Genomic DNA, 14,768 nt, shown 5'->3' on the forward strand with positions numbered 1-14,768 from the left:
GGTCCGGCGCTCCGCCCTGGTGTAATGGCAGCACGCCGGCCTTTGGAGCCGTGCGGTCTAGGTTCGAATCCTAGGGGCGGAACCCCCGTCCGCTGACCCCCACCGGTGCAGGAGCCCCCATGTCCCAGCCGTCCGCCCGTCCCTCCGCCGTGATCGTCCTGGCCGCGGGCCAGGGCACCCGCATGAAGTCGACGACGCCGAAGATCATGCATGCGATCGGGGGGCGCTCCCTCGTGGGCCACGCGCTCGCGGCGGCCTGGTCGCTCGCGCCGGAGCACCTCGTGGCCGTGGTCCGGCACGAGCGGGCCCGCGTGGCCGAGCACCTCGAGACGGTGGCGGCCCAGCTGGGCATCGACGCGCTGGCGATCGCCGACCAGGACGACGTGCCGGGCACCGGCCGCGCCGTCGAGCTGGGCCTGGCCGCCCTGCCCGCGGACCTCGAGGGCACCGTCGTGGTGACCTACGGCGACGTCCCGCTGCTGACCCCGGAGACGCTCGCCCGCCTCGTCGCGGACCATGAGGCGGACGGCAACGCCGTCACCGTGCTCACCGCCACCCTCGAGGACGCCACGGGCTACGGCCGCATCGTCCGCGACGCCGAGGGCCTCGTGGAGCGGATCATGGAGCACAAGGACGCCCTCGCCCACGCCGAGTCCACGGGGGACGACTCCTTCGTGGCGATCCGCGAGGTCAACTCCGGCATCTACGCCTTCGACGCCGCCTTGCTGCGCCGCACCCTGCCGGAGGTCTCCACGGACAACGTGCAGGGTGAGAAGTACCTCACGGACGTGCTCGGCATGGCCCGCGCCGAGGGCGGCCGCGTCGCCTCGGTGGGCACGGACGACGTGTGGGAGGTCGAGGGCGCCAACGACCGCCGCCAGCTCTCCGACCTGGGCCGCCAGCTCAACGACCGCGTGCTGCGCGGCTGGATGAAGGAGGGTGTCACGGTCGTCGACCCGTCCTCCACGTGGGTGGACGTCACCGTCTCCCTCGCCTCGGACGTCACGCTCAAGCCCGGCACCCAGCTGCATGGGGCGACGTCGGTGGCCACGGGCGCCGTCGTCGGCCCGGACTCCACCCTCACGGACACGCAGGTGGGGGAGGGCGCCGTGGTGAAGCGCACCGACGCCACGGAGGCCGTGATCGGCGCGGGCGCGACCGTCGGCCCGTTCACCTACCTGCGCCCGGGCACGGTGCTGGGGGAGGACGGCAAGATCGGCGCGTTCTACGAGACCAAGAACGTGACCGTGGGCCGCGGCGCCAAGCTCTCCCACCTGGGCTACGCCGGGGACGCCGAGATCGGCGAGTACACCAACATCGGCTGCGGCAACATCACCGCCAACTACGACGGCGTCAACAAGCACCGCACGGTGATCGGCGCGCACGTGCGCACCGGCTCCAACACCGTGTTCACGGCCCCGGTCTCGGTGGGCGACGGCGCCTACACCGGCGCGGGCGCCGTGGTCCGCGAGGACGTGCCCGCCGGGGCCCTGGCGCTGAACGCCGTGAGCCAGCGCACCCTCGAGGGCTGGGTGCCGGCCAAGCGCCCGGGCACCTCCTCGGCCGAGGCCGCGCGGGCCGCCGGCGCGGAGGGCTCCGGCGCTCAGGGCTGACCCCGCGCGCCCGACAAGAGGTCGGCGTGTCACAACCGTACCGATTCCGGTACGGTTGTGACACCAGAGATGAGGTGGTGATCCCGTGACGTATCGTGACGATCTGTGGGACGTGGCTGCGGGGAACCACGGGGTCATCACCACTACGGAAGCGGAGGAGGCGGGCGTGCCCGCCGTCGAGGTCCGCAAGCTCGCCCAGCGCGGCGTTCTGCGGAGGCTGGCCCACGGGGTGTACCTCCATCGCCAGGTTCCCCGCGACCGGTTCACGGACGCGGCGGAGGCCGTGGCCACGGGCGGTGAAGATGCATTCCTGGACTGGGACGCAGTGCTGTCACTGTACGACCTCGCCCTGGTCGATCCCTCCGTCGTACGGGTGGGCGTGACGAGGCGGTACCGCGGCTCGCCGCGCGCGCATGTACGAGTGACACGACGCCGTCCCCCGCCGGGCGACGAGGACCTCACCTTTCACGGCGGCGTGCGAGGCCTCACGATCAACCAAGCCCTTCGTGAGGCACTCGACCGCATCCCTCTCGAGCGCGTCGCCGCTGCGATCGAGGAGGCCCGCGCGCGCGGGCTGCTCACGGTGGGCGAGGCGAGGAGCTTGAAGAAGGACCTGGAGGCGCGGCAGAACGGTGGACATCGTGGCGGTCGATGACGTGGTCGTGGGCCTGGGCGATCTGGGAGCTCGAGGTGCGCCCAGGAGCGAAGGCCAACTCAACCGTCGACTGGAGGCGATCGCTGACGCGATGGGCGTTCCGGTGGACCGGGCGCGCCGGTTGCTGGGAGCAGTGATCGTGGCGCAGATGTTGCCGGAAGGCGTCGTAGTCAAGGGTGGAAATGGCGTTCGACTCCGACATGGAGCCACCGGGACGCGGGCGACCCGGGATCTCGATCTACTGGCTCGCGATCCCCAGCAGGCGCTGAAGGACTTGACCGGGTTCGTCGACCGGGGATGGGGGGCCGCGCCCGGGAGCAAGAGAGAACTCAAGGCCGACCCGGCTGCGACCCGGGTGGCCTTCTTCGGCACGGTGCATGAGGACGATCCTGCGGAGCCTCTCGGAGTGCCCGATCCCTACGTCCTGTCACGAGCGAAGGTGACCCTGCATTTTCTCTCCGCGAGGACAAGTTGGGTGTCGGTCCCGATCGAGATCGGGCGCGACGAATTCGAGGGCAGCACGCTGGCGCAGCCAGTCGAGGTCGTGGCACCCCAGGTCGCGGAGGCGGTCACCGCGTTGGGATGTGGAACACCGCGGTCTGTGGCCGTGATGGCTGTCGAGCAGCAGCTCGCACAGAAGATCCATGCCGTCACGGATCCACATCAGACGCGAGGCCACGATCTCGTGGACATCCAGTTGCTCTGGCATGGGGCGGAGGCCGAGGGTGGTGTCGACATCCCGTTGCTCGCAGATCTCGTCAGCCGTACTTTCATGTTTCGGTCACCCGGCCGGACTGCGGCAGGACACACACCGCATGAGTGGCCGCCTCCGGTCGCTCACGTCCGGACTCTCGAGCAGGGGTACCTGGATGCGCTGGAGGAGACACGAGTGGGTGCGGAGGGACAGGCCAGGCTCCTGCAGCCGCGCGTGTCCGACGCGGCGGATTGGCTGGAGTCGTTGATCACAAGGATCGCGCGGGCCGCCGGCGCCGAGGGCTCCGGCGCTCAGGGCTGACCCCGCGCGCCCTAGGATGGGTGCGAGGACCGGGCCGCCCCGGGCGGCCGACACCGACGCCGGACGCCGTCGGTCCTGAAACGCGAGACCACGAAGGATGTTGAGGACGTCATGACGGAGCTGAGCCGCAGCGAGGACAAGCGACTGGTGCTGGCCACGGGCCGTGCCCACCCCGAGCTCGCGCAGGAGATCGCCGAGGAGCTGGGCACCGAGCTGCTCCCCATGAGCGCCTACGACTTCGCCAACGGCGAGATCTACGTGCGCTCGGGCGAGTCGGTGCGCGGCAAGGACGTGTTCATCATCCAGTCGCACCCGGCGCCGCTGAACAACCACCTCATGGAGCAGCTGATCATGGTGGACTCCATGAAGCGCGCCTCCGCCCGCCGCATCACGGTGGTCTCGCCGTTCTACCCGTACGCCCGCCAGGACAAGAAGGGCCGCGGCCGCGAGCCGATCTCGGCCCGCCTCGTGGCGGACCTGTACAAGACCGCCGGCGCCTCCCGCGTGATGAGCGTGGACCTGCACACCGCCCAGATCCAGGGCTTCTTCGACGGCCCGGTGGACCACCTGTTCGCCATCCCGCTGCTGGCGGACCACATCCGCTCCAGCGTGGAGGGCGAGGAGGTCACGGTGGTCTCCCCGGACACCGGTCGCGTGCGCGTGGCGGAGCAGTGGGCGGACCGCCTGGGCGGCGTGCCGCTGGGCTTCGTGCACAAGAGCCGGGACCTCACCGTTCCGAACAAGGCCGAGTCCAAGACCGTGGTCGGGGACGTCGAGGGCCGCGTCTGCGTGCTGATCGACGACATGATCGACACCGGCGGCACCATCGCCGGCGCCGTGCAGATCCTCAAGGATGCCGGCGCGAAGGACGTCATCATCGCCGCCACGCACGCGGTGTTCTCGGACCCGGCCGCCCAGCGTCTCGGCGAGTGCGGCGCCCGTGAGGTCGTGGTGACCAACACCCTGCCCATCCCGGAGGAGAAGCGCTTCGAGACCCTCACGGTGCTCTCGATCGCCCCGCTGATCGCCCGCGCGATCCGCGAGGTCTTCGAGGACGGCTCGGTCACCAGCCTCTTCGACGGCGTCGCCTGACCATGGCCGAGCGCGTCGAGCCGGCCCACGGGGACGACGTCGACGGCGAGGCGGGCGCCGCGCCGGAGCCTCGCCGTCCGCGCCTGCCGTTCTGGGCCTCCCTACTGCTGAACGTGGTGGTCGCCATCGCGGTCGTCGCCGTGGTGCAGGCTCTGTGGGTGAAGGTGTACTCGGTGCCGTCCGGCTCGATGGAGAACACCCTCGAGGTGGGGGACCGCATGCTGGTCAACCGCACCGCCTACCCGGACGGGATGGCCGACTCCCAGGACGTGGTGGTCTTCACGGCGAACGAGGACTGGGCGCCCCCCGCGTCGTCGGAGGGGGCCGTGGAGAACGCCGTCCGCACGTTCGGCGACGTCACCGGCATCGGCCGCTCGCACGAGCAGGCGTTGGTCAAGCGCGTGATCGGCACCGCGGGGCAGACCGTGGAGTGCTGCACCGCCGAGGGCGCGGTGACGGTGGACGGGGAGCCCGTGGACGAGCCATACATCCACAACGATCTGCCGTTCATCCGGGACGAGCTGGACTGCGAGTCCGAGGTGATGTCCGCGCGCTGCTTCGGGCCGGTCACCGTGCCGGAGGACTCGATGCTCGTGCTCGGCGACCACCGCTCGAACTCGGCCGACTCCGTGATCGCGTGCCGCGGCATCCCCGCCGACCAGGCCGGGGACTGCGCGCGCTTCGTCACCCGCGAGGACATCGTGGGCGAGGTCTTCGTGACGGTGTGGCCGCCCACGCACTGGGGCGGGCACTGATCTCCTGAGGGGGCGGGGCGCCCTGGGCGCCGGCCGCCTCCGGGCCGTGCCGACTCAGCCGGCCGCGGCCAGCTGCACGGCGATCAGGGCGTCCATCGCCTCCCGCACCCGGGCCTCGGCGTCCTCGGGCACGGGCCCTTCGGCGCGGAGATGGGCCACCACGTCGGCGGCCGTCCGCGGCTCGTCCAGCAGGAGCCAGACGGTCGGGCCCACACCGTCGAGCACGACCAGCCGTTCGGAGACGAGCAGGACCAGGCGGCCGCTGTCGGTCAGGATGCCGTCGTCGACGGCGCAGCGGGCCACCGCGCCCGGGCCCGCCGCCCCGACCGAGGCCTGCAGCTCTTCCTCGGTGAGCGCCTCCCAGGCGGGGGTGACGGGCGTGGGCGGGGCCGCCAGCAGGCCGTCGACGACGCCCCGCAGGTCCTCCGCTTCGGCGTAGACCAGGCGTTGGGCGCCGCCGACCGCGTCGAGGACGCGGCAGAGCGTCACGAGGCCCCGGGGGAGTCGGGCGAGGGAGGACGTCTGGGGCACGAGCGCCCCGAGCGCGGCCACGAGCTCCATGGGCTCCGCCCGCGGCGGCACCGAGCCCTCCGGATCCCGCACGCGGTCCAGCACGGCGATCCTGGCCAGCCGGGCGTCGGAACGGGTCGGGCCGAGACCGAGGTCGTCCGGGCCGCGCTGGGCCTTCGGCCGCGCGCCCTGCGACCCCAGCACGGACAGCGGCTTGGGGTACGGGGTGACGGCCAGACCGTCCGGGGCGATGATGGCCGTCTCGTCGGTGAGGTAGGCGAAATGGGGTCCCAGCCGGCGCGTGGCCGTCGTCTTGCCCGTCCCGGACGCCGCCACCAGGACGATCGCCGCCCCGGTGTCCGGTGCGGCGAGGCACGCCGCATGGAACATCAGGTGGGTGCCGCGGGCGGACTCGATCGCCCGTGAAGTCGCCAGGAACACCAGGTCCTCGTGCCACTGGAGCCACGGACGCGCGGTGCCGGCGCCGCGGTGCGCATCTGCGTCGGCGGGCGACTCCACGGCCTCCACACCGCATCGGGCCCAGGACTCGATCACCTCCGCCCGCTCGTCTCCCGTGAGGCCGCTCACCGTCACGGCATCGAGACCGGTGCCGATGCGCAACGCGGTGGTCTCGCTCATGGCTTCGTCCTCCCCCTGGGCGCCGGGCATGGCTCACCCTTTCCATCCCGTGGCCGTCCGGTCAGTGTACTGAGCACCGTGCCGACGGCCGCGGGGCTGCCCGCCGGCCTGCACGGGTCTTCGCCAGAGCCTCCCTATACTCGACACAGGTTCTCGGGCGCTGGGCGCGCTCTTCATCCGAGCTGAGGGAGGAGCCCGCATGGCAGCGCAGTCGACCACGGCGGCCGTGACCGTGGTGATCCCGCACTACGGCGATCCGGCCCCCACCCTCGCCCTCGTCGACCGCCTGCTGACCGATCCCGGGGACGCGCTGGCCGCCGTCGTGGTCTCGGACGACGCCTCGCCCACCCCGTACCCCGAGGCGCACGATCCGCGTCTGACCGTGGTGCGCCGCGAGCGCAACGGCGGCTTCGGGGCGAACGTGAACACCGGCCTGGCCGCGGTCACCACCGAGCTGGCCCTGGTCCTCAACTCGGACGCCGAGATCACGGGGGCGCAGATCGACGCGCTGGTGGTGGCAGCCGCCCCGTATCAGCCGGCCGTGGTCAGCCCGCAGGTCGTCAACGAGGACGGCACGCCGCAGTGGTCCGGCCGGCACTTCCCCACGGTCCTGCACCAGACCGTCGAGTGGCTGACTCCGCTGGCCCGCTTCCGTCACCTGGACGTGCTCCACGAGGCCGTGGGGCACGACGTCGCGGCGGCCCGGTCCGCCTCGCCCGTGGCGGTCGACTGGGTGATGGGCGCCGTGCTGCTCCTGCCGATGGCGCAGGTCCGCGCCGTCGGCGGGTTCGACGAGGAGTACTTCATGAATTCCGAGGAGGTCGACCTGCAGCGCCGCCTGCGCGAGCGCGGCGTGCCGTCGATCGTGGTCCCGGCCGTCCGTGTGCCGCACGGGCTGCACGGCTCCTCGGACCCGCTGCGCCGGCGCGGCTGGCTGGTGGACTCCCGGTACCGCTACGCCCGGAAGTTCGGTCACCCCCGGGCCCTCAAGGCCGCGCTCACCGCGGCCACCGGGGCGAACTTCGCCGTGAACGCGCTCCGGCAGGCCCGGGGTGTGGACGTGGACGCCCGCGCCGTGCTCCGGGACGAGCACGCGCTGGTCTGGAAGGGGCAGCGCCGATGAGCGCCACCGGCTACACCGTGCCCGCGCCGCCCGACGCGCGGGGCGGCCGCTCACCGGAACGGCTGTTCCTCGTCTCGCCGGCGTTCCACGGCTACCACCGCTCCATCGCGGCGGCGTGGGCGGCCCAGGGCTTCGACGTCACGGTGCACTGCTACGACGCCTACGCCACGCTCGGCATGAAGCTGCGGAACAAGGGGCTGCTCGAGCTGCCGCAGAAGGCGGGTGTGGACCGCACGACCGCGCGGGTCGCCTGGGACACGGGGCGGGCTGTGGCCGCGCTGCGCCAGGCCCGGCCGGACCGCGTGCTCGTGATCAAGGGCGATTCGCTCGGTGAGGCCTTCTGGTCCGAGATCCTCGATGCGGGCCTGCCCCGCATGCTCTGGCTGTACGACGACCTCGCGCGGCACGACTACACGATGGATTTCCTGCGCTCCGTCGGGCCGGTGCTCAGCTACGCCCGCTCCGAGGCCGAGCTGCTGGCCGGCGAGGGCGTGGACGCCCACTACATGCCCAACGGCTTCGATCCGGCGATGGCGCTGCCCCAGGTGCCGCGGCGCGACGAACTGGTCTTCGTGGGCTCGCGCTACCCGAACCGCGTGGAGCTGCTCACTCGCCTGGCCGCGGCCGGGGTGCCGGTGCGCGCCTACGGGCGGCAGTGGAGCCACCATCCGGTGGACCGCCTGCGCACGTGGGAGCTGGCCCGGCCGGACCTGCCGGCCGAACGGGACATCCCCCTCGAGGAGGCGTACGCCGTGCAGGCGGCCGCCGCGGGCGCCATCAACATCCACGGCCTGCAGGCCGGCCACGCGATGCGGACCTTCGAGGTGCCCGGCATGGGCGGTCTCCAGCTGGTCGATCGGGCCGACGTGGCCGAGTTCTACGTCCCGGACGAGGAGGTGCTCGTCTTCGAGGACGCGGACCACCTCATCGAGCTGGGCCGCCGGGTCGTCGCGGATCCCGCCTGGGGAGCGCGCATCCGGGAGGCCGGCCGCCGCCGGTCGCACGAGGAGCACACGTTCGCGCACCGGGCGGCCATGGCCCAGGGGTGGTGGGCATGACCGACGCGCCCCTCTTCTGGCGCTCCGAGGACCTGCCGCGCTGGCACGCGTGGCAGCGCGCCCAGTGGCCGCTGACCCGGCGGGCCGCGGACACCGCGCGCTCGACCGTGCGCGGCGTGGCCGGCGCCCTGACACGCCGCCGGTCCACCGGCGACGACGCCCCCCGCCTGCTCCTGCCGGCGGGGGACGTGCACACGCTCGTCGCCCTGGAGTCCTTCGGCCCCACGCAGCTGGCCGCGCTGGCCTCGCCCGTGGCCGCCCTGGCCACCGCGCGGCCGGAGGCCGCCGCCGGGGTCGGCTGGGTGCTGCCCGCCGGAGACGCACCCGCCCTGCCCGGGGCCGTGGGCCACCGGGAGCACGCCGCCACCGCCGACGTCGTGACGGATCGCCTGTCCGGGCTCCGCCGCGTCCTGGTGGCGGGGGAGTACCTGCCCTCGGGCCGCGCCGCCGTGCGCTGGGCCCGGCAGCGGGGGGCGCGGATCGGCGTCGTCCAGCACGGGCTGCTGGCCGTGTCCACGCCGCCCGTCCCGCAGGACGCCACCCTGTACGCCTTCACGAGCGCGGACGCGGACTGGTGGACCCAGGGCCGCGCCGATGTGGAGGCCGTCCCGGTGGGATCGGCGCTGCTCGAGCAGGCCCGCCGGACCGCGCCCGCGCTCTCGGGCGCCGGAGACGACGGCCCCGGGGTGTTCCTCGGCCAGCTGCACGGCGCCGAGCTGCCCCGCCGGGACTTCGCCGCGGCCGCCGAACAGTACGTGCGGGCCACCGGCGCCGCCTACCGCCCCCACCCGGCCGAGCGGGACCGTCTCTCCCGCGGCCAGCACGCGGCCTGGCGCAGGGCCGGCGTGCGGATCGACGACGCCGGGGCGCCCCTCGTCGCCACCCGCGGGCCCGTGGCCGCCGTCTTCTCCACCGGGATCCTCGAGGCCGCGCAGGCCGGCAGGCCCGCGTGGGCCGTCCACCCGGAGCCGCCCGCCTGGCTCGAGGGGTTCTGGCAGCGCTATGGCATGACCCGGTGGCGGCCCGGCCGCACCCCGGAGCCCACCCCGCCCCTGGCCTCGCCGACCGCGGACCCCGCGGCCGCGATCGCCGAACACGTCTGGAAGGAGACCGCGTGAGCATCCTGTGCGTCATCCCCGTGCGCGGCGGGTCCCGGGGGCTGCCCGGCAAGAACATCCGCCTCCTGGGCGGCCACCCGCTCGTCGCCTGGACCATCCAGGCCGCCCTCGAGGCGGAGGAGGACCTGCACGTGGTGGTCTCCACGGACTCGGCCGAGATCGCCGAGGTCGCCCTCCGCTACGGCGCGGACGTGCCGGGCCTGCGTCCGGCCCACCTGGCCCAGGACTCGACCCCCACCGAGCCCGTGATCGAGCACGTGCTCGCGGCCGAGCGCGCGGCCGGTGTCGAGCCCGAGGGCGTGATGCTGCTCCAGGCCACCAGCCCGCTGCGCCTGCCCGGCACCCTGGACCGCGCCGTGCGGCAGTTCCGGGACACGGGGGTGGACTCGCTGGTCGGCGTCGTCCCGGTGTCCCCGTTCCTGTGGCGCCACGCCGAGGACCCCGACGGGGAGCCGATCCCGGACTTCGATGTCACGGCGCGCAAGCGCCGGCAGGACATGTCGCGCGCCGACCTGCGGTTCCGCGAGAACGGGTCCCTCTACGTGACGCGCCCCTGGGTCTATGACCGGCTGCACAACCGGCTCGGCGGCCGGATCGGCCTGCTGGAGCTCGACGACCTCGAGGGCGTGGACATCGACACCGAGCTGGACTTCGCCCTGGCCGAGCAGCAGATGGACCAGTACCTGGCGGTCCACAAGGTGCTCCGGCACCGCTCCGACCTCGGTGCCCCGCGCACCGCCGAGACCCCCACCACCGGCCCGAACCGCACCCCCGGAGGCGCGCAGTGATCATCGAACGCAGGCTCACCCCCTACCTCGTCTTCCCCGAGGACTCGCTCCTGGCCGCCCTGCAGAAGATGACCGACAACCGCGAGCGCACCGTGTTCGTGGTGGACTCCCACGGCTTCCTCGTCGGCTCCCTGACGGACGGGTACGTGCGCCGCTGGCTCGTGGCGCATCCGGAGGCGTCGCTGGACGTGGCCGCGGCCGACGTCGCCCATCGCAACCCGGCGACGGCGCCCGTGGGCGCCTCCCCGGCCGAGATGCGCGAGGCCCTGCCCGCCGGGGCGCTGCACCTGCCGCTGCTGGACGAGCGCGGCCGCCTGACGGCCCTGGCGATCAACCGGGAGGCGGAGCTGCGGATCGGCGGGCACCGGATCGGGGAGGGCCACCCGGCGTTCCTGATCGCGGAGATCGGCAACAACCACCAGGGCGATGTGGACCTGGCCCGCCGTCTCGTGGACCTGGCCGTCGAGGCGGGCGCGGACGCCGTGAAGTTCCAGCTGCGGGACATGGACGCCCTGTACCGGCAGTCCGGTGCGGCCACCGCCGGCGAGGACCTGGGGGCGCAGCGCACCCTGGACGAGCTGGCCAAGTTCTCGCTCTCCGCCGAGGACATGGTGCGGGTGTTCGACCACGTCCGGGACGCCGGCGTCGCCCTGATGTGCACCCCGTGGGACGCCCCGTCCATGCGGGTGCTGCGCGAGTACCCGGTGGACGGCGTGAAGATCGCCTCGGCGGACCTGACGAACCACGGTCTGCTGCGGGACGCGGCCGCCTCCGGCCTGCCGATGGTGCTCTCCACCGGCATGTCCCGGGAGGAGGAGATCCGCGAGGCGGCGGCCCTGGTGCGCTCCTCCGGCGTCCCCTTCGCGATGCTGCACGCCCAGTCCACGTACCCCGCCCCCTACAAGGACGTGAACCTGGCCTACCTGGACCGGCTCGCGGAGATCGCGCAGACGCCGGTGGGCTACTCGGGCCACGAGCGCGGCTTCCACGTGGCGCTGGCCGCGGTGGCCCGGGGCGCCGCGATCATCGAGAAGCACTTCACCGTGGACCGGGGGCTCGAGGGCAACGACCACAAGGTCTCCCTGCTGCCGGAGGAGTTCGCGCAGCTGGTCCGGCAGACCCGGGACATCGAGGAGTCGATCGGCGTCGGGACCGAGCGCGTGGTCTCCACGGGCGAGGCGATGAACCGCATCAACCTGGCCAAGTCCCTGGTGGCGGCCCGTCCGCTGCAGGCCGGCGTCACGATCACCGCCGACGACGTGACCGTGAAGTCCCCGGGCCGCGGCCTGCAGCCCAACGAGCTGCCGCGTCTGGTCGGCCGCACGCTGCACCGCGAGATGGCCGAGGGCGACTTCTTCTTCGCCGGCGACCTCACCGACACGGTGCCCACCGGGCGCCAGTTCCAGTTCCGGCGCCCCTGGGGCCTGCCGGTGCGCTACCACGACGTCGAGGCGCTGACGAAGGACTGCACCCCGGACTTCCTGGAGTTCCACTTCTCCTACAAGGACCTCGAGATCGACATCGACTCGGTGTTCAGCGAGCCCATGCCGATGGGCTTCACCACGCACCTGCCGGACATCTTCTCCGGTGACTTCCTCGTGGATCTGGCCAGCGACGACGACGCCGTGTGGGAGCGCTCGATCGCCGAGGTGCAGCGCACGATCGACATCACCCGGGACCTGAAGCGCTGGTTCCCGAACGAGGAGGAGCCCATCATGGTCATCACCATGGGCGGGTTCACCCTGGACCGGCACATCCGCCCGGAGGAGCGGCTGCCGAAGTACGAGCGCATCGCCGAGGCGGTGAAGCGCCTGGACACCTCCGGCATCCGGATCGCCGCGCAGACGCTGCCGCCGTTCCCGTGGCTGATGGGCGGACAGCAGTACCACAACCTCTTCATGGACCCGGACGACACCGTGGCGTTCGTGGAGGCCACGGGGGTGCCGCTGTGCCTGGACATCTCCCACTCCAAGCTCTCGGCCACGTTCCTGGGGATCCCCTTCTCGGAGATGGTGGAGAAGCTGGCCCCGCACACCATCCACCTGCACCTCGTGGACGCCACCGGTGTGGACGGGGAGGGGCCGCAGATCGGCGAGGGCGACGTCGACTGGCCCGTGCTGTGCGAGCAGCTGGACCGCCTGGCCCCCGGGGTGAGCTTCATCCCGGAGATCTGGCAGGGCCACATCAACAACGGCGAGGGCTTCTGGACGGCCCTGGACCGCCTGGAGCAGTGGCTGTGATCCCCGAGGCGGTGACGACCGCCCCGGCCCCGCTGACGCTCTGGGTGGTGCCCGTCGCCGACCTCGGCGGCGTGGCCCGGCACGTCCTCGACGTCGCGCGCGTGGGACTGCCCGGTCTGCGCCTGGCGGTGCTCTGCCCCGAGGGACCGCTCGCCGAGCGACTGCGCGAGCAGGGTGCGGCGGTGTTCACCGGGGACGTCGGTCCCGACGCCGGCCTGACCGCCTCGGTGCGCACGCTCCGGACGGCGGTGCGCACCCTGCGCCCGGCCGCGGTCCACACGCACCTGGCCTACGCCGACCTCGCGGCCTTCACGGCGCTGGGCACGGAGCGGGCCCTGCGGCGGCCCGGTGCACCGGCGCTGCTCAGCACCGAGCACGGAATCGCCCCGGACGACGGGCTGTACAACCGTGCGGCCGCGGCCCGGGTGAAGAACGCCGCGCACCGCGCCCGGCTGCGCGGCACGGACCTCGTGATCGCCGTGGCGCAGTCCACCGCGGACGTGCTCCAGCGCAAGTGGGGCGCGGGGGCGCCCCTCAGCGTGGTGCGCAATGGCGTGGACCTGCCCGCAGTCCGGGCCGCGGCCGCGGGGCAGCGGCGCGCACCGGGCGAGGGGCTGCGGATCCTCTCCCTGTCCCGGCTGGCCCCCGAGAAGAACCTGGATCGGTTGATCGCCGCGCTGCCCGCCCTGCTGGAGCGCGACCCCGGGACGCGGGTGACGCTGGCCGGCACCGGGCCGCTCGCGGCTGCGCTGCGCGCTCAGGCCGAGGACCTCGGCGTCGCGGATGCGGTCCACCTTCCCGGCTTCATGGAGCCGTGGGGCACTATGGCCGAGCACGACGTGCTGGTGCAGCTCTCCGCGTGGGAGAACCTCAGCTACACCCTGCTCGACGCCGCGGCCGCCGGCCTGCCCGCCGTCGCCACGGACGTGGGCGGCAACGGAGAGATCCTGCCGCCCGAGCGCCTGGCCCACGAGACCACGCCGGCGGCCATCGCTGACGCCGTCATGCGTGCCGCGGCCGACGGCCCGGGCGAGGTGCGCGTGGACGATGTAGAGACCATGGCCCGGGCGACCGCCGAGGCGACCCTCGAGGTGCTCGGGCGCCGGGTGGGGGAGACCTCGGGATGACCGGCCGCATCTGGATCCTGGCGAACCAGGGCGAGGTGGGCGGCGGCGAGGTGATGTTGCACCATCTCGCCACGGCCCTGCGCGAGCTGGGGCGGGATGTGGGCGTCGTGGCCCCGGCGCACCCGGCCGAGACCGCCGATCGCCTGGCCGCGGACGGCTTCGACGTGGTCCGCGTGGGTGGGCCCGGACGACTGGGGTACATGCGTACTCTCCGGGCCTGGGACCGCGGCCGAGGCAAGGACGACGTCGTGTGGTGCAACGGGCTGCTGCCGGCGACGGCGCTGGCCGGCCGGCCGCGCCGGATCGTGCACCTGCACCAGGTGCCCGAGAAGCCGCTTCTGCGCGTGTTCTCCGCCCTGGCGCGTCCCGGCGCGCTCGCGGTCCTCGCGCCCTCCCGATTCGCGGCGGACCGCATCCGCGGGGCCCGCGTGCTCCACAACTGGGTTCCGGCCCCGACGACGCCGCAGGCAGGGCGGGCCCGCGATGCCGATGAGCCGCTGACCGTGGGCTTCCTCGGCCGGCTGTCCGAGGACAAGGGCATCGTCACCCTGCTGGAGGCCGCCGCGCTGCTGCGGAAGACCGACCCGGGTGCTTTCGTGTTCCGCGTCGCGGGGGAGAGCCGGTTCGTGGCGGAGGACGAAGCCGAGCGGCTCGCCGGCGCCTTGAAAGCCGCCGGCGAGGACGTCCAGGTGCTCGGTTGGCAGGACACCGGCGAGTTCTTGGCCTCCGTGGACGTGCTGGCCGTGCCGTCGCAGTGGGCCGAGGTCTTCGGCCTGGTGACGGCCGAGGCGATGGCGGCGGGCGTTCCGGTGGTGGCTTCCGATGCGGGGGCCGTTCCCGAGGTGGTCGGCAGCGATCACCCCTTCGTTGTTCCGCAGCGCGACGCCGCCGCACTCGCGAATTGCTTGCGGGCGGTACGAGCGATCGATCTGGGGGCGGTGGCCCACTCCCAGCGGCGCCGCTGGGAGTCGCTGTTCTCTCCCGAGGCCGGCCGCGCCGCCGTCGCCGAGCTCCTGAATGACCTGTCCCTATGAT

General features: G+C 73.3%; 13 protein-coding genes and 1 tRNA gene. 13 read left to right on the forward strand and 1 reads right to left on the reverse strand.

All coding sequences use genetic code 11. The annotated features are described in order from the left end of the window. Positions 1-10 precede the first annotated feature (10 nt). From AC0VX0_RS02400 to lepB, 6 genes are all read left to right on the forward strand, one after another. A tRNA-Gln gene (locus AC0VX0_RS02400) sits at positions 11-82 on the forward strand. Positions 83-119: 37 nt separating this feature from the next. Further along, a complete protein-coding gene (gene glmU / locus AC0VX0_RS02405; RefSeq protein ID WP_336574943.1) occupies positions 120-1,613 on the forward strand; it encodes a bifunctional UDP-N-acetylglucosamine diphosphorylase/glucosamine-1-phosphate N-acetyltransferase GlmU in 1,494 nt (497 codons plus the stop codon). Positions 1,614-1,698: 85 nt separating this feature from the next. After that, entirely contained in the window at positions 1,699-2,268 is a 570-nt protein-coding gene (locus tag AC0VX0_RS02410; RefSeq protein ID WP_020627445.1) for a type IV toxin-antitoxin system AbiEi family antitoxin domain-containing protein, read from the forward strand. Further along, positions 2,255-3,283 (forward strand): nucleotidyl transferase AbiEii/AbiGii toxin family protein, encoded by a 1,029-nt coding sequence (locus AC0VX0_RS02415; RefSeq protein WP_225348330.1) that lies wholly within the window; start codon positions 2,255-2,257, stop codon positions 3,281-3,283. Before AC0VX0_RS02410 ends, AC0VX0_RS02415 begins: the two co-directional genes overlap by 14 nt. 111 nt (positions 3,284-3,394) lie before the next feature. Then, positions 3,395-4,375, forward strand: a complete 981-nt coding sequence (locus tag AC0VX0_RS02420) for a ribose-phosphate diphosphokinase (RefSeq protein ID WP_020627447.1) — start codon at positions 3,395-3,397, stop codon at positions 4,373-4,375. Between the two features lie 2 nt (positions 4,376-4,377). Beyond that, positions 4,378-5,130, forward strand: coding sequence for a signal peptidase I (gene lepB / locus AC0VX0_RS02425; protein ID WP_475451828.1), 753 nt, complete (start codon positions 4,378-4,380; stop codon positions 5,128-5,130). 54 nt (positions 5,131-5,184) lie between these two features. Here the strand turns inward: lepB and AC0VX0_RS02430 are convergent, their stop codons facing one another. After that, positions 5,185-6,279 (reverse strand): PqqD family peptide modification chaperone, encoded by a 1,095-nt coding sequence (locus tag AC0VX0_RS02430; RefSeq protein WP_207476432.1) that lies wholly within the window; start codon positions 6,277-6,279, stop codon positions 5,185-5,187. Positions 6,280-6,478: 199 nt separating this feature from the next. Between AC0VX0_RS02430 and AC0VX0_RS02435 the strand changes: the two genes are divergently transcribed. Genes AC0VX0_RS02435 through AC0VX0_RS02465 form a run of 7 tightly spaced genes read left to right on the forward strand, consistent with a single transcriptional unit; the run spans position 6,479 to position 14,767 of the window. Further along, positions 6,479-7,402: a glycosyltransferase family 2 protein gene (locus tag AC0VX0_RS02435; RefSeq protein ID WP_207476430.1), complete on the forward strand. Its 924-nt coding sequence runs from the start codon at positions 6,479-6,481 to the stop codon at positions 7,400-7,402. Continuing rightward, positions 7,399-8,460: a CgeB family protein gene (locus AC0VX0_RS02440; protein WP_207476428.1), complete on the forward strand. Its 1,062-nt coding sequence runs from the start codon at positions 7,399-7,401 to the stop codon at positions 8,458-8,460. The genes AC0VX0_RS02435 and AC0VX0_RS02440 overlap by 4 nt, the downstream gene beginning before the upstream one ends. After that, positions 8,457-9,578: an RNA-binding protein gene (locus tag AC0VX0_RS02445; RefSeq protein ID WP_155933558.1), complete on the forward strand. Its 1,122-nt coding sequence runs from the start codon at positions 8,457-8,459 to the stop codon at positions 9,576-9,578. Before AC0VX0_RS02440 ends, AC0VX0_RS02445 begins: the two co-directional genes overlap by 4 nt. Beyond that, complete coding sequence (locus AC0VX0_RS02450) at positions 9,575-10,366, forward strand: acylneuraminate cytidylyltransferase family protein (RefSeq protein ID WP_119217496.1); 792 nt, start codon at positions 9,575-9,577, stop codon at positions 10,364-10,366. Before AC0VX0_RS02445 ends, AC0VX0_RS02450 begins: the two co-directional genes overlap by 4 nt. Continuing rightward, entirely contained in the window at positions 10,363-12,606 is a 2,244-nt protein-coding gene (locus tag AC0VX0_RS02455; protein ID WP_402638628.1) for an N-acetylneuraminate synthase family protein, read from the forward strand. Before AC0VX0_RS02450 ends, AC0VX0_RS02455 begins: the two co-directional genes overlap by 4 nt. Continuing rightward, positions 12,597-13,733, forward strand: coding sequence for a glycosyltransferase (locus AC0VX0_RS02460; RefSeq protein WP_402638631.1), 1,137 nt, complete (start codon positions 12,597-12,599; stop codon positions 13,731-13,733). The genes AC0VX0_RS02455 and AC0VX0_RS02460 overlap by 10 nt, the downstream gene beginning before the upstream one ends. Further along, on the forward strand, positions 13,730-14,767 hold the full coding sequence (locus tag AC0VX0_RS02465; RefSeq protein ID WP_402638633.1) for a glycosyltransferase: 1,038 nt from the start codon (positions 13,730-13,732) through the stop codon (positions 14,765-14,767). Before AC0VX0_RS02460 ends, AC0VX0_RS02465 begins: the two co-directional genes overlap by 4 nt. Position 14,768: the final 1 nt, after the last annotated feature.

The sequence above is a fragment of the Micrococcus sp. iso_26 genome (assembly GCF_056172975.1).

Excerpts from the sequence above, each read along its gene's own strand:
- glmU (WP_336574943.1), top strand. The coding sequence starts at position 120 with ATGTCCCAGCCGTCCGCCCGTCCCTCCGCCGTGATCGTCCTGGCCGCG.
- AC0VX0_RS02420 (WP_020627447.1), top strand. The coding sequence starts at position 3,395 with ATGACGGAGCTGAGCCGCAGCGAGGACAAGCGACTGGTGCTGGCCACG.
- lepB (WP_475451828.1), top strand. The coding sequence starts at position 4,378 with ATGGCCGAGCGCGTCGAGCCGGCCCACGGGGACGACGTCGACGGCGAG.
- AC0VX0_RS02430 (WP_207476432.1), bottom strand. The coding sequence starts at position 6,279 with ATGAGCGAGACCACCGCGTTGCGCATCGGCACCGGTCTCGATGCCGTG.
- AC0VX0_RS02435 (WP_207476430.1), top strand. The coding sequence starts at position 6,479 with ATGGCAGCGCAGTCGACCACGGCGGCCGTGACCGTGGTGATCCCGCAC.
- AC0VX0_RS02440 (WP_207476428.1), top strand. The coding sequence starts at position 7,399 with ATGAGCGCCACCGGCTACACCGTGCCCGCGCCGCCCGACGCGCGGGGC.
- AC0VX0_RS02445 (WP_155933558.1), top strand. The coding sequence starts at position 8,457 with ATGACCGACGCGCCCCTCTTCTGGCGCTCCGAGGACCTGCCGCGCTGG.
- AC0VX0_RS02465 (WP_402638633.1), top strand. The coding sequence starts at position 13,730 with ATGACCGGCCGCATCTGGATCCTGGCGAACCAGGGCGAGGTGGGCGGC.